This window comes from Caulobacter sp. GW821-FHT10A10 (assembly GCF_059415745.1).
On the sequence record NZ_JBWKNV010000003.1, the window covers coordinates 74,502 to 94,860 of the forward strand.

Consider the following 20,359-nt stretch of genomic DNA (forward strand, 5'->3'; position numbering starts at 1 on the left):
TCACGCCGCCCCTACCCGCCCCGGCTCTCCGTTCGACAAAAACCAAGGCTCTTCCTAATTCAATCCCTGGCCCCGATCCTGGCCTCGCCAGCCTCGGTGATCCTGTGCGGCTCGGTCAGCGCCCGCATCGGCCTGCCGCAATCCAGTGTTTATGCCGCAAGTAAGGCTGGCCTGGTCTCCCTGGCGCGCACCCTTTCTGGCGAACTCGACGGCCGAGGCGTGCGGGTCAACAGCCTCAGCCCAGGACCCACGCAGACGCCGGCACTGGCCAAGCTCGGACTCGAGAAGGTCGCCGAAGCAGCATTGAAGGCCGAGATCGCGGCTCTTGTGCCGATCGGGCGGATGGGAACGCCCCGCGAGCTGGCTGATGCCGCTGTCTTCCTAGCCTCGGACGAGTCTTCGTTCGTTTGGGGAACCGTCTCCTGGTCGATGGTGGCGTGGGAAATCTCTAAGGGCCGGACGCGCGAGATCGCCTAGGCGCCAACCGGGCCGGCCAGATTACGATCGCGCCGCCTCAACCTCCCTATCAGCCCTCCTCATTGGACCGGCCTGCGCTGCCAGACGATGGTGGCCGGAGCCCCTTCCAGTTCGGATTGGTCAAGCTGATCGGCGCGGAACAAGCCATCCTGGCGCAAGCGGCGGAGACGGTTCTCCGGGACCTTTTCCCCGCGGCCGTCGCGGTCGCGACGCGGTCGCGCGACGCGATCGGCGCCGAAGATTTACAGGCCGCGCGCCGGCGCGATCGCCAGTTGGGCCGCCTCTGCGCTGCGGACGCTCTATTCGAACTGGGAGCGCCTGCGACCATGCCGTCGCACAGCTCGCCTCCCTCGTGGCCAGAAGGCCTGACGGGCAGCATCAGCCATTGCCAGACCCTGTGCTGCGCCGTCGCGGCCCGCTCAGGCGACCTCTGCGCCCTCGGGGTCGACGTCGAGGCCGCCGTTCCACTCGTCGAAGGCGTCGAACTCGTTTGCGGTGAGATCGAACTGGCGCACTTCGCTGCTTTGCCCGGCCCCACGGCGGGGAACTGGCCGCTGCTGGCCTTCTCGGCCAAGGAAGCCGCCTACAAGTGCCAGTACGCGCTGACCGGGCAACTGCTGGATTTCCGCGACTTCGAGATCGACTTCGACCTGATCACGCCAGGCGGGGGCCGTTTCGCACTGCGGCGGACACGCGCCCTGCCTATTCCCGCAGGCCTCGAGCTGAGGATCGAGGGGCGCTGGGCGGCGGATCGCTCGCATGTCTACACCGCCGCTTGGGTCAAGCGGTCGACGCTTCAGGGGTAACAATTTCGGACCCGCTCGTCTGAAGTGCTCGGATGCACGCGCCGTTGCCGCACCGCAAAAGCCGGTATACCCAAATAGAAAATCTGACGAATACGCGCCCAAGCCACGAGCGCGATCGACGGATCAAAAACTATTCATCGAATTCGGGACGCAAGTCGCAGCACGACTTGGCGCGATCGCCTCCGCACAACTGAAAGCGGAGCCTGACGAGGCGCGCCAGTAGCATTGAGCAAGGTGATCATGACCATCTTCGCCGCCGCCTCCATTACCGCCTCCGTCGGCGCCGCCCCGCGGGAAACCCTGGCCGCGCTCCTGCTGGACAGGGCCGATACCGATCCCACCGCCGTCGCCGTGGTCGAGGGCGAAACACGCCTGACGACCGGCGACCTTGTCGAACGAGCCAGCCGCGTGGCCGCCCAACTGATCGCCGCCGGCGCCGCCAGCGATGCAGTCATTGGCCTATTCGCCGAACCCTCGGCCGCGCTGATCACTGGCGTCTGGGGGATCGTGTTGTCGGGCGCGGCCTATCTGCCTCTGGCTCCGGACTATCCCGAAGAGCGCCTGCGCCTGATGATCGAGGACAGTCGCCTGCGGATCGTACTGTGCCAGGCCCGCTTCGCTGCCACGGTCGAAGCCTTCGCCCCACCCGGCGCCACGATCGTCGTCATCGAGGAAGCCCTCGCCGTCGGAGGCGAAGAGACGCCGCGGCGAGCGCTAGCGCTGTCGGGCGCCCGCGATCTGGCCTACGTCATCTACACCTCCGGCAGCACCGGCCGGCCCAAGGGGGTGATGATCGAACAGGCCAGCATAGTCGGGCAGCTGCGCTGGCTGGCGCGCGAGCATGGCCTGGGTCCGGGCCAGACGCTCCTGCAGAAGACCCCGATCAGCTTCGACGCCGGCCAATGGGAGTTGCTGGCCCCGGCCCTAGGCGTCACCGTCGTGACCGCCCCGCCCGGCGCCCATCGCGATCCGGACCTGCTGATCGACCTCGTCGTACGACATCGCATCACCCTGTTGCAGGTGGTGCCCACCTTGCTTCGAGCCCTGGTCGAGACCGAGCGCCTCCCCCTGGCCCGGACGCTGGCGCGCCTGTTCAGCGGCGGCGAGGCGCTGTCGAACGCCCTGGCCCGCGCCGCGCTGGACGCCCTGCCCTGGTCCAGCCTGACTAACCTCTACGGTCCGACCGAGTGCACCATCAACAGCTCTAGCTGGCGCGTCGAGCGCGGCGCCGTGGGCGATCCGGCCGCTGCGGTGAGCATCGGCCGCCCCGCCGCCGACACGACCTACCATGTGCTCGACGCCGATCGCCGGCCGGTGGCGGACGGCGCTGTCGGCGAGCTGTGGATCGGCGGCGCCCAGCTGGCGCGCGGCTACCTGCATCGACCTGACCTGACCGCCGACCGCTTCATCCTAGACCCGTTCCGCCCCGAGGCTCCCGACGCCCGGCTCTACCGCACCGGCGACCTCGTCTTCGTCACCCCCGACGGCGCGGCGCAATTCGTCGGCCGGGCCGACGATCAGGTGAAGATCCGCGGCTTTCGCATCGAACTGGACGAGGTCCGCCTGGCCATCGAGGCCCACGACTGGGTCAAGACCGCCGCCGTCGTCGCCCAGGAGGATGCGCGCGGCGACAAGAACCTCATCGCCTATGTCGAGCTGAGCCCGCGCGAGGCGGCGCTGATGGATCAGGGCCGGGCCAGCGCCCATCACCAGTCCAAGGCCAGCCGCCTGCAGGTGCGCGCGCAGCTCTCCAATCCCGGCCTCAAGCAGGACGCCGAGCTGGCCGGCCTAGCCGCCGTCGACCTACCCGGTCGTGAAGCGACGCCTGTCCAGCGACGCCGCGCCTTCGCCCGCAAGACCTTCCGCTTCTTCGAGGGCGGCTCCACCCACCTGGCCAACGTCCAGGCCCTGCTCGCGGCGAAACCCGCCCAGGCCCCGTCTAGCCCGCCCGAGCGCCTGTCGCTCGACGCGCTGGGCGCCCTGCTGCGGGAGTTTGGCCAACACCAGAGCCCCGAACGGCTGCTGCCCAAATACGCCTACGCCTCGCCCGGCGCGCTCTACGCCGTACAGCTGCACCTGGAAGTCGTCGGCCTCTCGGCCCTGGCCGACGGGACCTACTACTATCATCCGGTCCATCACCGGCTGACCCGGATCGCCAACGCCGCTTCGGCAATTCCAGGCGTCACCCTGCATCTGGTCGGCCGCCGCCCGGCGATCTCGGCGGTCTATCGCAGCAACGTCCAGGAGGTGCTGGAATTTGAGGCCGGCCACATGCTGGGCCTGTTCGACCAGGTCCTGGGCGAGCGCGGCCTGGCGATCGGCACGCCGATCGAGCACGGCCCTCTCGCCGCCGCCCTGACCGGCCGCGAAGGCGACGTCTATCTGGGGGCCTTCCCGGTCTCGCCGCTGGGCGCGGCCGCCCCGACGCCGCACCTGGCCGCCCATGTCCAGTCGCTGGACGGACGGCTCGAAGGCCTGCCCCCCGGCCAACACAAGCTGAACGCCGACGGGACGCTCGTCCACGTCGCCGACGGCCACATTGAGCGCAAGCATGTCATCGCCATCAACCAGCAGGTCTACGACCGGGCCAGCTTCGGCCTGACCCTGACCAGCGACAATCCGCAAGCCTGGCTGCGCTACATCGAGCTTGGTCGCTGGCTGCAACGCCTGCAGCACAACGGCCTTTCCCTGGGGCTGATGTCGTCGGGCTACTCGTCGAAGTCCGGCGAAGACCTGCCCTCGGCCCGGCGCATCGCCGCCTTGCTGGGGCGTGAGGTCGGGGCCTCGTACTTCTGCGTCGGCGGCCGCCTGTCCCAGCACCAGATCGACAGCGAAGGAATGAACGAGGACGCCGTCCACATGCAGGGGCCGGCCGAACTGATCGCGGTCGACCTGCGACGGACCCTGCCGCCCTACATGGCCCCCAGCCGTCTGGTGATCCTCGACGCCCTGCCGCTGACCGCCAATGGCAAGGTCGACCGCAAGGCGCTGGAGGCCCGCCGCGATCTGCTGGGCGAAAGCAACGCCAGCGCTCACGTGGCGCCGCGCACCAAGGCCGAGGAGACCATCGAGACGCTGTGGTGCGCCGCCCTCAAGCTGGACCAGATTTCGGTGGAGGACGACTTCTTCGCCCTGGGCGGCAACTCGCTGACCGCCGTCTCCCTGATCCATCGGATCAACGCCGCCCTGGGCGCGGCGCTGAAACTGCAGGCGCTGTTCGAGGCCCCCACCATCGCCGCCCTGGCGCGCAAGATAGAGGCGGGCGACACGCAGCAGACCTCCCGGGCCGCGCCGCTTCGGGCCCATGGAACCGGCGCGCCGGTGTTCTGCTGGCCGGGCCTGGGCGGCTATCCGATGAACCTGCGCGCCCTGGCCAAGGGCCTGGGCGGCGAGCGCCCGGTGTTTGGGCTACAGGCGCTGGGAATCAACGCCGGCGAGACCCCGCACGGCGACATCCAGGCCATGGCCGCCGCCGACATCGAAGTGATCCGCAAGCTCCAGCCCGAGGGCCCCTACACCCTCTGGGGCTATTCCTTCGGCGCGCGCTTGGCCTTCGAGACCGCCCATCAACTGGAACAGGCGGGCCAAACGGTCGAGGCCCTGCACCTGATCGCGCCGGGCTCGCCCAGGCTCGACCTGCCCGCGACGCCCGCCGGTCCGCGCTACGACAACCCCGCCTATTCGGCGATCCTGTTCTCGGTCTATGCCGGGGCGCTGGATCATCCGGACCTGGAGGCCTGGCGCCAGCAGGTCCGCGACGATGCGAGCCTTGCGGCCTTCGTCTCGGCGCGCTTTGGCCTCGACGCCGAACTGGCCGTGCGCATCGCCGCCATCGTCCGGGCGACCTATCAGTTCCGCTACAGCTTCGAGGAGTTGCAACACCGCCAGATCAAGGCGCCCGTCACCCTCTTCAAGGCCCGGGGCGACGACTACGCCTTCATCGAAGGCGCGAGCGGCTACAGCGCCGCCCCGCCCAGGGTGATCGAGCTCGATATCGACCACTACGCCCTGCTCAAGCCCGCCGGCGTCGCGGCCCTGGCCCGCGCCCTGGCCGCTCCGGTCCGCCTCGCCACCAGCCCCCTCGTCGAGACCGCCTGATCATGCCCCACGTCAACATCAAGCACTTCCCCCGCGACCTGACGCCCGAGGCCCGCCAGACCCTGGTCGAGGGCCTGGTCGACCTGATCACCAAGACCTTCGACGTCGGCGAGACCACGGTCTCCGTCGCCCTCGAACCGGTGACGCCCGACATCTGGCGCGATCGGGTGGTGGTTCCCGAACTGCACGACCGGGCCGGCCTGCTGGTGCGCCGCCCTGGCTACGACTTCGCCTGAAGGAGGACGGCTTGCCCCAGATCGATCCCAATCGCCTGGCCGAACGGCTGGTGCTGGCGCCCGAGGTCCGCGCCACGCTCGCCGCCGGCCGGCCCGTCGTGGCGCTGGAATCCAACGTCATCACCCACGGCCTGACCTATCCCGACAATGTCGAAACCGCCCTGGCGGTCGAGGCGGCCGTGCGGGCCGGCGGCGCGGTTCCGGCCACGATCGCCATCGAGGACGGCCGCCTCCTGGTCGGCCTGGACCGGGAGGCGATCGAGCGTTTCGCCACCGAGCCCGGCATCCCCAAGGTCTCGACCCGCGATCTGCCCTTCGCGTTGGCGCGCGGCGGAAAGGGCGCGACCACGGTCGCCTCGTCCCTGGCCATCGCCGAGCTGGCCGGCATCGCCGTCTTCGCCTCGGCGGGGATCGGCGGCGTGCACCGCGGCGCGGCCCAGAGCTGGGACGTCTCGGCCGATCTGGTGCAGTTCACCCGCTCGAAGGTCGCCGTGGTCTGCGCCGGCGCCAAGACTATCCTCGACCTTGCCCTGACCGCCGAGGTGCTGGAGACCCAAGGCGTGCCGCTGGTCACCTACGGCTTCGACGAGCTGCCGGCCTTCTATTGCCGCTCCAGCGGCGTGCCCAGCCCTCAGCGCCTGGACGATCTTTCGACCATCGCCCGGGCGATCGACCTGCACTGGGCCCTGGGCGGAACCGGCGGCGTGCTCGTCGCCGCCCCGATCCCGGAGGCCGAGGCCCTGGATGGCGAAGCGATCGAGGCGGCCGTGGCCGACGCCGTCGCCAGCGCCGAGGCCGAAGGCGTCAGCGGGGCGGGACTGACCAAACGGCTGATGCGCGCGGTCGACGCGGCCACCGACGGCCGCGCCTCGAAAGCCAATACGGCCGTCCTGGTCCACACCGCCCATCTCGGCGGCAAGCTGGCCGCGGCCTATGCGGCGCTGAGCGCGCCTCAGCCTCGAGAAGCCGCCCAGGGAGAGCTCGTCCGATGAGCGGGAACATCATCGAAACCCTGCTGGCCGATCGCGCCTATCATATCGAGTTCAACGGCCACCTGACCAACCACGCCAAGCACGCGGTCGTGGCCCTGGCCGGCCTTGGAACGCCGCCCCACGAGATCCTGGCCTACTATGAAAACTACGCCGAGCTGACGACCTACGGCTACGGGCTGGAGCCGGCCCGAACCTCCGACCTGGTGGTGACGCGCGAGACATGGCGCGACTTCCTGGGCAAGCGGCGGGGCTATTCGGCCCTCTGCGCCTTCTTCGACGCCGAGGAACGGCGGCTGGGCCTCGACGGCGTCGTCGCGCTCTATGGTCCGCAGCTGCTGACGGGTTGGATCGGCGCCTTCACCCACGCCACCATTCACCTGGGCTGGGGACTGGACGCCTGCAGCCGCTGGATGGCGATCGAGGGGCTGGCCTACCTGGTCTTCACCCACGTCCCGGTCCATGCCGAGCGGGCGACGCCGGACGCGGCCGCGGCTGAAGACACCTCCCCGCAAGACAGCCTGCTGCGCATCGCGCGGGCCTGGCATGCCGATCCGGCGCCGGCGCAGCGCCTCCAGGCGGCCCAGGCAGACACCCGCTCGCCCGACGCTCAGTCGATCCATCCAGAGCTGGCCCGCTCGGGCCTGCAATACCGCATCGCCCGCAGCGCCGCCCACGGCCACCCGCTGCTCTACGGCCTGCCGCCATGGGCGACGGGCGCGGGCCAGGGCCAGGCGCCGGCAGCGGAGGACTGGGAGGCGCTGTTCGAAGCAGTCACCCTGCTCTACCTCGCCTTTCCCGGAGACTTCGTCGTCCTGCACCTGATCACCGCCCTGCATGCGGTCGAGACAATCGCGTCGCGATTGGCTCCGGCCGACGCCCGCGCCGCCTACCAGGGCTACTGGGTCGGGGCCCTGGCCATCGCGCTGGGCGAAAAGCTGGTTCCCAAGCCTGGCAAGCTGGAGGCCCTGGCCGCCGCCCTGCCCGGTCGCGACGAGGTCGACAGCCCCGAGCGGGCTGACGACTGGCGGGCGATCGTCGCGCGGGCGGTGCTGGAGGAGGAAGAGCACAACCCCAAGCTCGCCTACGTCCTGCAGAAGCTGTGGCGGCGATCGGGTGGACGCGCGCTCTACCGCATCGCCGCCGCCCAGTTCACCAAGACCCCGCTCCTGCCCCAAAGCTTCGAACAGCCGGCCGACAACGAGGCCTGAAGGAGACCCCCATGCCGCTCGATCTAGCTCCGGCCTCGGCCCGTCCATCAATCGAGGCGGGCCTGCACGTCCTGCCCCAGACGCGGCAGTTGCGCGCCCTGCACACGGTCGTGCGCGATCGCTCCGCCTCGCGCGCCGACTTCGTCCACTACAGCGGCCGCATCATCCGTCTGCTGCTCGAAAGCGCCCTGGACCTGCTGCCCTTCGCGCCGCGCTCAGTCGAAACCCCGGTAGGCCGGGCCTATGAGGGCCTGGCCTTCGCCGAGCACATCTGCGGGGTGTCGGTGATCCGGGCCGGCGAGAGCATGGAGGGCGAGCTGCGGGCGATTATTCCCGGCGTACGGATCGGCAAGATCCTGATCCAGCGCGACAAGGTCACCAAGACGCCGAAGTTCTACTATCAGAACCTTCCGGCCGACATCGCCGGCCGCCAAGTGCTGCTGCTCGATCCGATGCTGGCCACCGGCGGCACCGCCGTGGCGGCCATCGACCTGCTGCTGCAACAGGGCGTGGCCGAGGAGAACATCGTCTTCGTGGCGTTCATCGCCGCCCCCGAGGGGGTCACGGTGCTGGCCAGCCGCTTTCCCAAGCTGCGGATCGTCGCCTCGGCGATCGAGGAGCGGCTGAACCAGAACGCCTACATGCTGCCGGGCATCGGCGATTTCGGCGACCGCTACTTCGGCTCGCCCGTCTGAGCCGCCAGCGCCGGGCGCAGTCTCGCGATCGCGCCCGGATTGTTGGCCAGCCAGATCCCGGCGACGATCAGGGCCGCGCCGGCCAGCCGCACCAGGGTGCGTCCGTCGATCGCCGCGCCTAGATTGCTGATCACCACGCCGGTCAGCATCTGGGCCCCGACCACCAGGCCGGCCGTCCGGCTGGCGCCCAGCCGCACAACGACATGGCTGTTGAGGGCCACGAAAGCCACGCCCAGGACACCGCCGATCCACGCAAACCATGGCGCAGGGCCGACGTGGAAGGCCCCCGCCCCCTGCAGGGCGATCGGCGCCGACAGGAAGACGAAGCCCACGACGTGGTTCCAGAGCGAGGCGCGCAAGGCGCCTTCGCGGCGGCCCAGATGGCCGTTGATCCCGCGGCTGACGCCGATGCACAGGCCGTTGGACAGAGCGATGAGGACGGCGATCAACATGGTCAGCCCGCCGCGGCGATGATGACGAGGCTGCCGGTCAGCACCAGCCCAAGGCCCAGGAGTCCGCCGGCGGTCGGCGCGCGCCGCTCCAGGCCAAGCCACCCGAAGCGGTCGGCGGCGACGCCAAACAGCATCTGGCCGGCCAGCATCAGCGCCAGGGTCCCCGAAAAACCCAGCGGTCCGTTGACGGTGATCGCCGCCAGCAGGACGGTCAGTGCGCCTGGCACCCCGCCCAGATAGATCCAGCGCGGCCAGCGCCCGCCGCCGGGCGGCGACGCCGCGACCGCCGCGTTAGGCGCTGCTCGCCGCCAGGCCACGACGGCGATCAATGCTGCAACGGTCCCCACGCCGTGGGCGAGCCAGGATGCGAAGAGCGGCGACGAAAAGTGCGCAAGGCGGCTGTTGATCGCGATCATCGAGGCCAGCACGATCCCCGCCGCCAAGGCCAGGATCGTCTCGGAGCTAGCAGCCTTAGGCACCGAACAGACCCTCCTGGCGCGCGGCTCCCAGCCTGGCTTCGATATGGCTCCACAGACTGGGGCAGCCCCGCCGGATCGGTTCGGCCACCCGCGCGACCACGCGGTCGTGGCTGATGCCGTTCTCGCGCCAGCTCTGGCCGTTGTTGGCGAGATTGAGCAGCACCGGCATGGCCCGATCGATGGCGTGGGCGAAGCGCGCCTCGGGCGTCTCCTCGGCCTCGAACTCGTCCCACAGCGCGATCAGCGTCCAGGCCTGGCCCTGCGGCAGGACGCCGAAGATCCGCTCGACGGCCTGTCGCTCAGCAACCTTGCGCTCTGAAAGGCCCGTCTCGACGAAAGCCATGACGTCGCCCGTGTCGATCTCGCCAACGTCGTGCACCAGCAGAAGCGAGATCACCCGCGAGATGTCCACGGGCTCGGCGGCATAGGGCTGCAACGCGGTGGCGGCCAAGGCCATCTGCCAGCTGTGCTCGGCGGGGTTCTCGTAGCGATCGAGCCCCAGCGGTTTGACCTTGCGGGTCACGCCCTTGAGCTTGTCGAGCTCCAGAATGAAACCGATCACGTTGTCCATGGCGTCCTCGCACGGCGGGCGAGACATCATCGGCCTTGGCCGCCGGGCGGCGGAAGCGGTGTTGGGGTCCACAGAGAGCGGACCACAGAGTCCGAAGCGACCATCGGACCGACCATTGAGGCTGCACAATCTTGTGTTGAGCAAACCTCACTTGCCTACGGGCGCGCGTCCCCGTCTCTATGGCGACGAGGGCCGTCGCAGACAGTCGTAGAGGACCCCCCGCGTGGATAATTTCGGCCAGCTCAATGTGTTCATCCAGGCCGCCGAGACGCGTAACTTCACCTTGGCGGGGCGCAACCTCGGCATTTCGTCATCGGGCGTCGGCAAGGCCATAGCGAGGCTGGAGGAGCGGCTGGGGGTGCGGCTCTTTCATCGCAGCACCCGCTCCATCGCCCTGACGCCGGAGGGCGAGGTCTTTCTCGAGCGCTGCCAGCGCATCCAGGGCGAGATCGCCCAGGCCGAGGCCGAGCTGACGGAGGGCCAGGGCGCGCCGCGCGGGCGTCTCAGGGTCAGCCTGCCGCTGGTGGGCATGCTGATGATGCCGGCCCTGACCGGCTTCATGAGGGCCTATCCCTCCGTCGAGCTAGATCTCGACTTCACCGACCGGATCGTCGACCTGATCAACGAGGGCTTCGACGTGGTGGTGCGCACCGGCGAGGCCAGCGACTCCCAACTGATCACCCGAACCTTGGGCACCTTCGGCCACCGGCTGGTCGGCGCGCCGGCCTATTTCGCGCGCCATGGCGCGCCCGCCACGCCCGAGGATCTGCTCGGCCACGCCTGCCTGCATCACAAGTATCCGGCGACCGGCAAGCTGGCGCCCTGGCGGCTGCTGCGGGACGGCGCGGAGCTCTCTCTGGACCTGCCGCGCAGCGTGGTCGCCAGCACGATCGAGCCCCTGGTGCAAATGGCCGAACAGGGCATGGGCTTGGCCTGCCTGCCCGACTACGCCGTTCACGCCCAGCTGCAGGACGGACGCCTGGTCCCCATCCTGGACCCGTACGTGGCTCATCGCGGCGTCTTTCGGGCGCTGTGGCCGCAGAGCCGTTTCAACTCGCCCAAGGTCAAGCTGTTCGTTGATTTCCTGGCCGGCGCCCTGCTGCCCGCTCAGTCTTCAGCCCAGCGCCTGAGCGCGGCATAGCGGACCAATCCGTCCGCAATAACCGGACAATCGCCAGGATTATCGCCCCGGCCATCGACGCCTAGGGTCCGCCTCCCGTCCGAAGGGCAAGGAGGGCAGATGCGCCGGCGCGGCGAACAGATGATCCTGGGCTTGTTCGTGCACCCAGCCGGCCACCATGTGGCCGGCTGGCGCGATCCGGCCGCCTGGACCCTGCGCCGGCTGGACGAACATGTCACCCTCGCACGCCAGGCCGAGGCTGCCGGCTTTGACCTCTACTTCCTCGCCGACTTTGTGGAGGTGCAGCTGGAGTCGCCGGAGGCCGCCAGCCGCAAGGCCCATAACGGCGTCTACGGCTTCGAGCCGCTCACCCTGCTCTCGGCCCTGACCGCGACCACCAGCACGATCGGGCTGGTCGCCACCGCCTCGACCAGCTTTTCGGATCCTTACGTCCTGGCCCGCCAGTACGCCTCCCTCGACCATCTCAGCGATGGGCGAGCCGGCTGGAACGCCGTCACTTCGGCCGACCCCGGCGCGGCCTTCAACTTCGGACACCAGGCGCCCATCCCGCACGCCGACCGCTATGCCCGGGCCGAGGAATTCGTCGATGTCGTCCGCGGGCTTTGGGACAGCTGGGACGACGGGGCCTTCGTCGAGGATCGCAGCAACGGCCGGTTCTTCGATCCAAACGGCCTCCACCGCCTCGACCATGCTGGCGAGCACTTTCGGGTTCGCGGCCCCCTGAACATTCCCAGGCCGCCACAAGGGCGGCCAATCATCGTCCAGGCCGGAAGCTCCGAGCCCGGCAAGGCCTTGGCCGCCCGCACCGCCGACCTCGTCTTCACCGCCCAGTCCAGCCCCCAGACGGCCGCAGCCTTCTACGCCGACCTCAAGAGCCGCCTGCCCGCCCACGGCCGCAGACCCGACGACCTCAAGATCCTGCCCGGCGTCGTGCCGATCGTGGCTCCAACCCGGGAAGAGGCGCAGGCCAAGCTTGGAGCCCTGCAGGCCCTGGTCGATCCGATCGTGGGCTTGGACCTCTTGCGCAACCTGTCCGGCGGTGACCCGCTGCCGCCGCTCGATCTCGACGGCCCCTTGCCGGCCCGCCCGCCATCGCAGACCGCCCGGGGTCGACAGTCGCTGGTGCTGGACCTGGCCCGACGTGAAGGGCTCAGCGTTCGACAACTCTATCAGCGCCTGGCGCCCGGTCGTGGCCACTGGCAGGTGGTTGGCGATCCCATCGACGTCGCCGATGCGCTGGAGGCGATGTTCGAGGCCTACGGATGCGACGGGTTCAATCTCATGCCCGCCACCCTGCCTGGCGGCCTCACCGATTTCATCGATCTGGTCCTGCCCGAACTTGTCCGGCGTGGTCGCATCGCCCCCGAAAGCCGCACGACCAGCTTGCGCGAGCGTCTGGGCCTTGGCCGCCCAACCTGGCCGCACGGACCGCCGGACGCCATCAGCGCCGCCTCTTGAACGATGGAAACCGCCGCATTGACCACGTCCTTCCGCCGCGCCGCGACGGGAGCGCATCCGCACGTCAATTCAACATTTTTTGCTTATAATTCAATATCTTATATTCAACATAATCGTTTGATCGCCCCACCCAACCGTGGAATTGCCGCAAGCCGAAACCAGTTCTGGGGGACACCTTGCGACAGATCCAAACGCCGGCGCCTCCGCGCCTCAAAAGCCGCCTCATTGCGGGGGCCGCGCTCGCCTTTCTCAGCCTCTCGGCCGCCCACGCGGCCGACCCCGACCTTGCGGACGCGCCCGACGCCTCGGCGGCCGAGGTCGATCGCGTGGTCGTGACCGCCGCCAAGCAAGCCGAGCGAAAGGCGGCCCTGGCCCAGGGCGACCCGGCCTCGATCTCGGTGCTGACGGCGAACGTGCTTGAGCGGCGGGGCGTGGCCAGCACGCTGGACCTCGTCAACCTGACGCCCAACCTCTACCAGCCGCGCAACACCATGAGCTATTCGGCCGCCCAGTATTTCCTGCGCGGCATCGGCGAGCTGGACGCCCAGGGCGAGCCCTCGGTCGGCACCTTCGTCGACGGGGTCTACATCACCCGCAATCTCGGCGCGATGCAGGAGCTTCTGGACATCGCCGACATCCAGGTCGATCGCGGCCCGGTGATCCACCTGGGCCATCAGGTCGAGGGCGGCGCGGTGCGGCTGACCACAGTGGTTCCCGACAACCAGGTCCGCAAAGAGCTCCTGGGTGGCTACGGCTCGTTCGACGAGATCAAGCTGGGCGTCCTGGTCAGCGGTCCGATCGTCGAAGACAAGGTCTATGGCAGCTTCGCCATCAGCCGCCACCAGCGCGATGGGACCGACTACAACCGCACCCTGGACCGTCGCGAGAACGACATCGCCCTGACCCAGGCCCGCGCCAAGCTGCGGTTCACGCCGACCGCCGACCTCGACTTCACCCTGGCCGTGGACGGCACGGCCGACGACAGCCTCAACCGCGGCTACGGCAACCTGCTCAACGCCGACAAGTACGCGCTGAATTCGCCGATCTACCCGAAGAACCGCTATCGGCAGGCCGGCGTGACGGCAACGACGCTCTACAGGGCATCGCCAAGCTGGCAGGTCTCAAGCGTCACCGCCTGGCGGGTGTTCGAGGACCACGCCAACTACGACAACACCGGCGACCGCTTCGCCCGCAATTCCTCGCCCCTGCGCTACTACGACAACGCCTGGTCGGAGGACCTGAAGCTGAGCGGAACGGCGGGCAAGGCCCGCGTCGTGGCCGGCGTCTACCTGCTCTACGAAGACTGGATCACCCGACGCAACGTCAACGCCTCGACCACCTTCTATGGCTCGCCCAACCGGATCGTCTTCACGCCGGTCCACGCCGCCATCGACCAGAAAACCTACAACGCCGCCGCCTATGTCCAGACCGACTACGACCTGACACCGCGCCTGACCCTGACCGGCGGCCTGCGCTACAATGTCGAACGCCATACGACGGAGGAGACCCTGAGCTGGCTGATCGCCGGCGGCGACCACACCTTCACGGTTACCGACGTCTCCCAGGTCGCCGACGAGCTGGCGATCCTCTACGGCTCGCCGGCCGCGACGGCCTGGCATGTGAAGGCCCACAAGAGTTGGACCCAGCTGCTGCCCCGGCTGTCGGCCACCTTCCAGGCCGCGCCGGGGGTCAAGGCCTACGCCTCTATCAGCCAGGGCGCCAAGTCCGGCGGCTTCGACTTCCGCGCCAACAGCCCGTCCAATTCGCGTCAGGCCACCACGCCCTACGCGCCCGAGAAGGTGACCACCTACGAGGCGGGGGTGAAGAGCGACCTATCGGGCGGGCGTGTGCGCCTGAACGGCGCGGTGTTCTGGAACGACTTCACCGACATCCAGATCAGCGCCTACGACCCGCTGACGGCGATGAGCCGGCGCTTCAACGCCGGCGACGGCCATTCGGTGGGGATCGAGTTGGAGGCGGCGGCCCAGGTCACGAGCGACTGGAGTCTCGACGCCACCGCCTCCTGGCTGGACACGGAGCTGGACACCTATCGCGGGACGTACAGCCAGGTGGTCCTGGCCGGCGGTGCGATCGTACCGACCTCGGCGCACTCCGGCTCGCCCCTGCCGAACGCGCCCAAGTTCCAGGGCAAGATCGCCAGCGACTACCGCCTGCCCGTCGGCCTGCCTGGCGAGCTGACGCTGGGGGTCGACCTCTCCTACCAAGGGGCAACTTTCCTGACGGCGGCCAACAGCCCCTACAACCGCATGCCGCCGCAGACCTTCCTGGACGCGGCCCTGGGCTGGAAAAGCCCCGACGGCGCCTGGAGGGCGGCTCTGCGCGGCCGCAACCTTCTCGACCGCCGCTATCTCGTCTGGTCGGGCCTGGGCACGACCAACGGCTCGCCGGCCTACGCCACCTTCTATTCGGCAAGCTGGACGGACCCGCGCACGGTCTATCTCGAGGTCCGCCACAGCTTCTGACGCCGACCTCGGACGCCGCCGTCCCCGGGACCGCGGCGTCCAGCCCTTATCCCGGTCGAACCGCCCGTCCCCTGACTTCCTGGAAGAGCCGCCATGACGTCCAGTCCCCGCACCGCCAGACAGGTGCACATCGTCCGCCGTCCGGCCGGCCCCTTGAGCGCCGCCGATTTCGCCATCGCCGAAATCGCCCTGCCTGACCTCGCGCCGGGCGAGTTCCTGATCGCCAACCGCCTGCTGTCGATCGACCCGGTGCGGCGGGTATTCTTCGCCAACGGAACCGCGCCTCTGAACGCAGGACTGCACAGCTTCTCGATCGGCGAGGTCGTGGAGTCCCGCCACCCCGGCTATGCGCCGGGCGAACTCGTCGGCCACTATCAGGGCCTGCGCGACTTCGCCGTCGGCCGCGGCGAGGAAACGCGCAAGATCGCAGCCGGCGAGGATCCGCTGGAATGGCACATGGGACCGCTGGGGGTGGGCGGCTTCTTCGCCTATGTCGGCCTGATCGAAGTGGCGCGGGCCCGGCCTGGCGAAAGCGTCCTGGTCTCGTCGGCGGCCGGGTCGGTGGGGAGCCTCGCCGTCCAGTTGGCCCGGCTGATCGGCTGCCGGACGGTGGCCACCGTCGGCTCGGCGGACAAGCAAGCCTGGCTGGCGGACGTCGCCGGCGTCGAGACCGTGATCGACTACAAGCAGGCCGACTGGCGCGAGCGCCTCGCGGCCGCCCTGCCCGACGGCCTGGACGTCTATTTCGACAATGTCGGCGGCGCCCTGCTGGATGCGGCCCTGTCGCTGATCAATCCCCACGGCCGGGTCGCCGTCTGCGGCATGGTCTCGGCCTATGATAGCGCCACGCCTTTCTCGGAACGGGCCGGCGCCTGGACCTGGCGGATGATGACCTCGCAGGTCGAGCTCAAGTCCTATCACGTACGTGACCATCAGCGCCTCTGGCCCGCCTTCCAGCGCAGCGTCGGCGACTGGCTGCGCAGCGGCGCGATCCAGACCGAGACCCAAGTGCGCGACGGCCTGGACGCGACCCCGCAGGCCTTCGTCGATCTGATCGCCGGCAGGAGCCTGGGAAAAACCGTGGTGAGGCTTTGATGACCATCCAACTTTCGCGCCGCTCGGTCCTGGGCGCGCCCCTTCTGTTGGCGGCCTGCAAGCGCTCGCCCGCGGCCGTTCTGCGGGTCGGCGCCCTGACAGGGCCGATGCGCGCGACGCTGGAGGCGTCCGGCGTCCTGGCCGGCGCGCCCTACGAGATCGCCTGGAGCAGTTTCGCCACCGGCCAGGAGGTGCTGGAGGCGATGGCCGCCGGCGCCGTCGACGTCACCACCACCGGCGACGCCTCGTTCCAGTTCGCCTACCAAGCCGGAAAGGCCATCAAGGCCGTTCAGGCGCAGCGTGCCGAGGATGCCGCCGGCGCCTCTGGGGTGCTGGTCCCCAAGACGTCGTCGATCCATGGTCCAGGCGACCTGAAGGGCAAGAAGATCGCCGTGCCGCGCGGCTCGGCCGGCCACTTCCTGGTGCTGCGGGCCTTGGCGAAGGCTGGCCTGACGCCCGCCGACGTCGACTGGGCCTTCCTGTCGCCGGCTGAGGGAAAGGCGGCCCTGGGGGCCGGCGCGGTCGACGGCTGGGCCACCTGGCCGCCGTTCATCGCCGCGGCTCTGCTGCACGATCCGGTCCGCCTTGGCGTCGACGGGCTTGGGCTGGTGCGCAACTACCTGCTGCAGGTCGCTTCCGAACAGGCCATCGCCGAGCGCCGGTCGCTGCTGAAGGACTATCTGAAGCGGGTCAGAGACGCTTCGGCCTGGACCAACGATCACCCGGCCGTCGCGGCCAAGGCCCTAGCCCAGACCACCGGCGCCCCGGAGGATGTGGCCCACTACACCGTTGACCGGCAGCATTGGCGCCCAGCGCCGCTCGACGCCGACTTCGTCGCCTACCAGTCGGGCTTGGCCGCGACCTTTCGCAACGCCGGCTCCCTGGCGACCGACCGCCCCGTCCACCAAGCGTTCATTTCGCTTTGACCCATTGAACCGAGGGTGAGCCATGGCGCCGGCGCGGCCAGCTCTCCACCAATCGCCGACAATCACGCGCTTCCAGAAAATTGGACGTTCGCCATCACATCCTGCCCGAGCGATGGACAGGTCTCCTCGCGGGTCGGACTTTGGATCCAGCGCCAACTCACTAAGTGAGGCGCTGACAACGCCGCACACATCCTCCGAGGTTACTCATGAACGCCCCTGCCCCGCTCGATAACCAACCCAGCGGCTACTCGCCTCCCAAGGTCTGGACCTGGAACAATCAGAGCGGCGGTCAGTTCACCAACATCAACCGTCCGATCTCGGGCGCTACGCATGATCAGACGCTCCCCGTAGGCCAGCACCCATTCCAGCTCTATTCGCTGGGGACGCCCAACGGCGTGAAGGTCACGATCCTCCTTGAGGAGTTGCTCGCGGCCGGCCATGCGCAAGCCGAATATGACGCCTGGCTCATCAAGATCGGCGAGGGCCATCAGTTCGGCGGCGACTTCGTGTCGATCAATCCCAATTCCAAGATCCCCGCCCTCCTGGATCGATCCACCGATCCTCACACGCGCCTTTTCGAAAGCGGATCGATCCTCTTCTACCTGGCAGAAAAATTCGGGGTGTTCCTGCCAACGGAGCACTACAGGCGCGCCGAGACGATGAACTGGCTGATGTGGCAGATGGGCTCGGCGCCATTTGTCGGCGGCGGCTTTGGCCATTTCTACGCTTATGCGCCTTTCAAGATCGAATACGCCATCGATCGCTACGCCATGGAGACCAAGCGCCAGCTCCATGTCCTCGATACCCGGCTGGGCAAGACCGAATACGTCGCTGGCGACGAATACACGATTGCCGACATGGCGATCTATCCCTGGTACGGCGGGCTTCTCAACGACGCCTACTCCGCAGCAGAATTCCTGTCGGCGGCGGACTACGCCAATATTCGGCGATGGGTCGATCTCCTCGAGCGCCGTCCGGGCGTGCATCGCGGCAAGCTCGTTAACAAGGTCTCTGGCGGCATTCCTGAGCGTCACGCCGCGGCGGACCTCGACGCGATCGTCTAGTTTCCCCTCCTCGATCGACCGCGCCTCGTGGGACCAAAAGGTTGCCGAGCAGCGGCGGGATCTCGTCTTCCTCATTCAAGGTTGGGCCGGCGTCCATGTCGAGGCAGCCGCCTATCTTGGTCGTCGTCGGCGGCTCATGGTGAGCGAAGACGACGATCGGAGCGTGCTGTTTTCGGCCGCGAAAAGCGGCTGAGGTCTTCGTGCAGGCATATGGCAACAGCGCCTGTTTAGGAGTTGGTCTTGAAATTTATCGAACAGAACACCTACGGCTTCAGCTTCAACTACAGCTTCGTCGAGGGGGTCGAAGAAGCGGGTGTCGAGACCGACGGTGTGGGTCCCTGCATCGCCGTAGCCATTGCCAACAAAGCGCCGGCTGGACTGGCATCATCCACGCCGACAATCTCGACAACGCCCCTACCCCACTGATCGACTTTCTCAATGAGGCGAAAGCAAACTGCGACAACGGCGACGAGATCGACATCTGGATCGGCGGCGGCGAAGCTAGCGAAATTGAGACCGTCACGCTCGATCGCCAGACGGCTTGGATGCATCTGACCTCGTTCTTCCCCAACGCTGCGCCTGCGGACTGGAACGATACCCCCGGCACGATCGTGGCCATTGTCGCCCCCAGCGCCCCACCAATGATCGAGTGCAAGATCGAAGATATCTGAAGCGATCGCACGCGGTCATCATCGATGTGTGATCGCCTAACCACAGCAATGCGTTTGGCGACGGGGTGGGCCTTAGATGCTTGCGATCCGCGCCGGGGCCGGCTCCAGGTCTTCGTAATCGCCGACCGCCAGGCCGCGCTTTTCGACCTCGGCGCGGGTGATGACCTCGGTCTCGTAGGCCCGGGCCACGAACACGCGCAAGCCGCGATAGCGCTGGCCTCTCTTGGCCGACACCGTCTCGGTGCGGATCTCGGTGCCGTAGAGGTTTGCGTTCAGATAAAGCAGACCGGGCTTCAGGCCCTCGTCGCCTTTCTCGGCCGCCTCGGCGGTCATGTCGTCGAGGAGGCTGTCGATCTCTTCCTTTTTCATCGAGCCGCTCTAGGGCGATTCCTCATCGCCTGGGCTTTTGGCGCCCAGACCGCCTTGGCGCTAAAGCCACGCCTAGCGCCGCCGTGCGCGGCGCCCTACCCTCACGCCATGCCCCCTCGCTCACGTCCAACCGCCCGCCTGCTTACGCCCGCCGGATGGGCCAGCCTGCTCATCGCGCTGCTGCTCGCCGGCGGAGCGGCAATGGCGCTGCTGGCCGCCCTGCCGCGCTAGGACGACAAGGCGGCCAGCCGCCGTCAGTCAGTCCACGACCACCAGGGGCGGAACCTCGAACCCAGCCCCGGCGAAGTAGTCGATGATCGTCTCAAACGAGCCAAGCTCACGGATCGTAGCCTCGTCGATCAGGATGCGATCCATCTCGTCGGCGATGTAGCTGCCCAGCTCGTCGTCGCCGGTATAGACTACCCGCTCGGCCGACCAGCTTCCCGCATAGCCGCCGCTCCAGCGGACGAAGGCGACATTCAAGGCAAAACACCACGCCTCCAGCTCGTAGAAGGCCCCGCCTGAGACCTCATGGGCCATCAGGCGCAGCGGCTGCCCCGCGACCAGGTGATCGGCCTGAAAAACCTCGCCGTCCCAATCGGTCGAGAGACGTTCGTCCTGGGCGAGATCGACCAGGCGGACCAGGTCCGCCCTGGTCACGACGCCGCCCAGGGTGATGGTTGCGGAACTGCGGTCTGACATGGATCTACCCCTCTCAAGGCTCCGGTTGCGGGCGCAAAGCGCGCCTGCAACCGGACGCCCGTCGGCGAGACCGGGGGTGCAAGCGAAGAAGCGCATTCGCGGGGACCCGGCTGTAGGGCTTCGATGTCGAAGGGATCGCGAGGGGACGACAAAGCCCGAAGCTGGGCGGAAGGCGCTTCGCAGCGCGCTGGGGGCAGCGCCCCAAGCCTTGGGTTCGTGTGGACGGCCCTTCACGCGCCGGCTTAAATCGGCGGGAAAGACGCCCTGGCGCCCGCCGATCCCATCGGAGCCGTCAACGGCCGCCCTGGCGATGAAGCAGACCTCCGCCCGGCACGATCTGATGGTCCGCCGCTAGCCTCGCCCGCCGAACACCCCGGCTTTCGAAACAGTTTCCCGTCGCCCCATTCCCGCGGCGGAAGCCAACTGCCAAGGCCCC

The 20,359-nt window shown here is 68.4% G+C and carries 19 protein-coding genes; 14 read left to right on the plus strand and 5 right to left on the minus strand.

Annotated elements, in window-relative coordinates; translation table 11 throughout:
* Nucleotides 1-57: 57 nt before the first annotated feature.
* The 7 genes from AC07NS_RS09605 to upp all read left to right on the plus strand — a co-directional run bounded on the left by AC07NS_RS09605 (nt 58) and on the right by upp (nt 8,512).
* On the plus strand, nt 58-477 hold the full coding sequence (locus tag AC07NS_RS09605) for an SDR family oxidoreductase (protein ID WP_494603461.1): 420 nt from the start codon (nt 58-60) through the stop codon (nt 475-477).
* 116 nt (nt 478-593) lie between these two features.
* On the plus strand, nt 594-1,283 hold the full coding sequence (locus AC07NS_RS09610) for a 4'-phosphopantetheinyl transferase family protein (protein ID WP_110117591.1): 690 nt from the start codon (nt 594-596) through the stop codon (nt 1,281-1,283).
* A gap of 240 nt (nt 1,284-1,523) precedes the next feature.
* Complete coding sequence (locus AC07NS_RS09615) at nt 1,524-5,381, plus strand: non-ribosomal peptide synthetase family protein (protein WP_494602900.1); 3,858 nt, start codon at nt 1,524-1,526, stop codon at nt 5,379-5,381.
* A 2-nt stretch (nt 5,382-5,383) separates the two neighbouring features.
* Nucleotides 5,384-5,617, plus strand: a complete 234-nt coding sequence (locus AC07NS_RS09620; RefSeq protein WP_494602901.1) for a tautomerase family protein — start codon at nt 5,384-5,386, stop codon at nt 5,615-5,617.
* Between the two features lie 11 nt (nt 5,618-5,628).
* The gene (locus tag AC07NS_RS09625; RefSeq protein WP_494602902.1) at nt 5,629-6,609 is read left to right on the plus strand and encodes a pseudouridine-5'-phosphate glycosidase; all 981 of its coding nucleotides are present in this window, start codon (nt 5,629-5,631) and stop codon (nt 6,607-6,609) included.
* Nucleotides 6,606-7,817 carry a questin oxidase family protein gene (locus tag AC07NS_RS09630; RefSeq protein WP_494602903.1) on the plus strand — a complete coding sequence of 404 codons (1,212 nt, stop codon included), beginning with the start codon at nt 6,606-6,608 and terminating at the stop codon, nt 7,815-7,817. The genes AC07NS_RS09625 and AC07NS_RS09630 overlap by 4 nt, the downstream gene beginning before the upstream one ends.
* Nucleotides 7,818-7,828: 11 nt before the next feature.
* On the plus strand, nt 7,829-8,512 hold the full coding sequence (gene upp / locus AC07NS_RS09635; RefSeq protein WP_494602904.1) for a uracil phosphoribosyltransferase: 684 nt from the start codon (nt 7,829-7,831) through the stop codon (nt 8,510-8,512).
* Here upp and AC07NS_RS09640 read toward each other — a convergent pair.
* Genes AC07NS_RS09640 through AC07NS_RS09650 form a run of 3 tightly spaced genes read right to left on the minus strand, consistent with a single transcriptional unit; the run spans nt 8,491 to nt 10,014 of the window.
* On the minus strand, nt 8,491-8,964 hold the full coding sequence (locus AC07NS_RS09640) for a DMT family transporter (protein ID WP_110117589.1): 474 nt from the start codon (nt 8,962-8,964) through the stop codon (nt 8,491-8,493). The two genes, upp and AC07NS_RS09640, sit on opposite strands and share 22 nt — an antisense overlap.
* Before the next feature lie 2 nt (nt 8,965-8,966).
* Nucleotides 8,967-9,443, minus strand: coding sequence for a DMT family transporter (locus AC07NS_RS09645; RefSeq protein ID WP_494602905.1), 477 nt, complete (start codon nt 9,441-9,443; stop codon nt 8,967-8,969).
* Nucleotides 9,436-10,014, minus strand: a complete 579-nt coding sequence (locus tag AC07NS_RS09650; protein WP_494602906.1) for an HD domain-containing protein — start codon at nt 10,012-10,014, stop codon at nt 9,436-9,438. The genes AC07NS_RS09645 and AC07NS_RS09650 overlap by 8 nt, the downstream gene beginning before the upstream one ends.
* Before the next feature lie 223 nt (nt 10,015-10,237).
* Here AC07NS_RS09650 and AC07NS_RS09655 point away from each other — a divergent pair, with 223 nt between their 5' ends.
* From AC07NS_RS09655 to AC07NS_RS09685, 7 genes are all read left to right on the plus strand, one after another.
* Nucleotides 10,238-11,155 carry a LysR family transcriptional regulator gene (locus tag AC07NS_RS09655; RefSeq protein ID WP_494602907.1) on the plus strand — a complete coding sequence of 306 codons (918 nt, stop codon included), beginning with the start codon at nt 10,238-10,240 and terminating at the stop codon, nt 11,153-11,155.
* 99 nt (nt 11,156-11,254) lie between these two features.
* Nucleotides 11,255-12,613 (plus strand): LLM class flavin-dependent oxidoreductase, encoded by a 1,359-nt coding sequence (locus AC07NS_RS09660; protein WP_494602908.1) that lies wholly within the window; start codon nt 11,255-11,257, stop codon nt 12,611-12,613.
* Between the two features lie 176 nt (nt 12,614-12,789).
* On the plus strand, nt 12,790-15,096 hold the full coding sequence (locus AC07NS_RS09665; RefSeq protein ID WP_494602909.1) for a TonB-dependent receptor: 2,307 nt from the start codon (nt 12,790-12,792) through the stop codon (nt 15,094-15,096).
* Nucleotides 15,097-15,189: 93 nt separating this feature from the next.
* On the plus strand, nt 15,190-16,191 hold the full coding sequence (locus AC07NS_RS09670) for a zinc-binding dehydrogenase (RefSeq protein WP_494602910.1): 1,002 nt from the start codon (nt 15,190-15,192) through the stop codon (nt 16,189-16,191).
* Complete coding sequence (locus AC07NS_RS09675) at nt 16,191-17,117, plus strand: ABC transporter substrate-binding protein (RefSeq protein WP_494602911.1); 927 nt, start codon at nt 16,191-16,193, stop codon at nt 17,115-17,117. The genes AC07NS_RS09670 and AC07NS_RS09675 overlap by 1 nt, the downstream gene beginning before the upstream one ends.
* Nucleotides 17,118-17,323: 206 nt before the next feature.
* The gene (yghU, locus tag AC07NS_RS09680; RefSeq protein WP_494602912.1) at nt 17,324-18,181 is read left to right on the plus strand and encodes a glutathione-dependent disulfide-bond oxidoreductase; all 858 of its coding nucleotides are present in this window, start codon (nt 17,324-17,326) and stop codon (nt 18,179-18,181) included.
* Nucleotides 18,182-18,381: 200 nt separating this feature from the next.
* Nucleotides 18,382-18,852 carry a hypothetical protein gene (locus tag AC07NS_RS09685; RefSeq protein WP_146217972.1) on the plus strand — a complete coding sequence of 157 codons (471 nt, stop codon included), beginning with the start codon at nt 18,382-18,384 and terminating at the stop codon, nt 18,850-18,852.
* Between the two features lie 72 nt (nt 18,853-18,924).
* Here AC07NS_RS09685 and AC07NS_RS09690 read toward each other — a convergent pair whose 3' ends face one another.
* Nucleotides 18,925-19,221 (minus strand): hypothetical protein, encoded by a 297-nt coding sequence (locus AC07NS_RS09690; protein WP_110117581.1) that lies wholly within the window; start codon nt 19,219-19,221, stop codon nt 18,925-18,927.
* Between the two features lie 258 nt (nt 19,222-19,479).
* Complete coding sequence (locus tag AC07NS_RS09695) at nt 19,480-19,923, minus strand: hypothetical protein (protein WP_494602913.1); 444 nt, start codon at nt 19,921-19,923, stop codon at nt 19,480-19,482.
* Nucleotides 19,924-20,359: the final 436 nt, after the last annotated feature.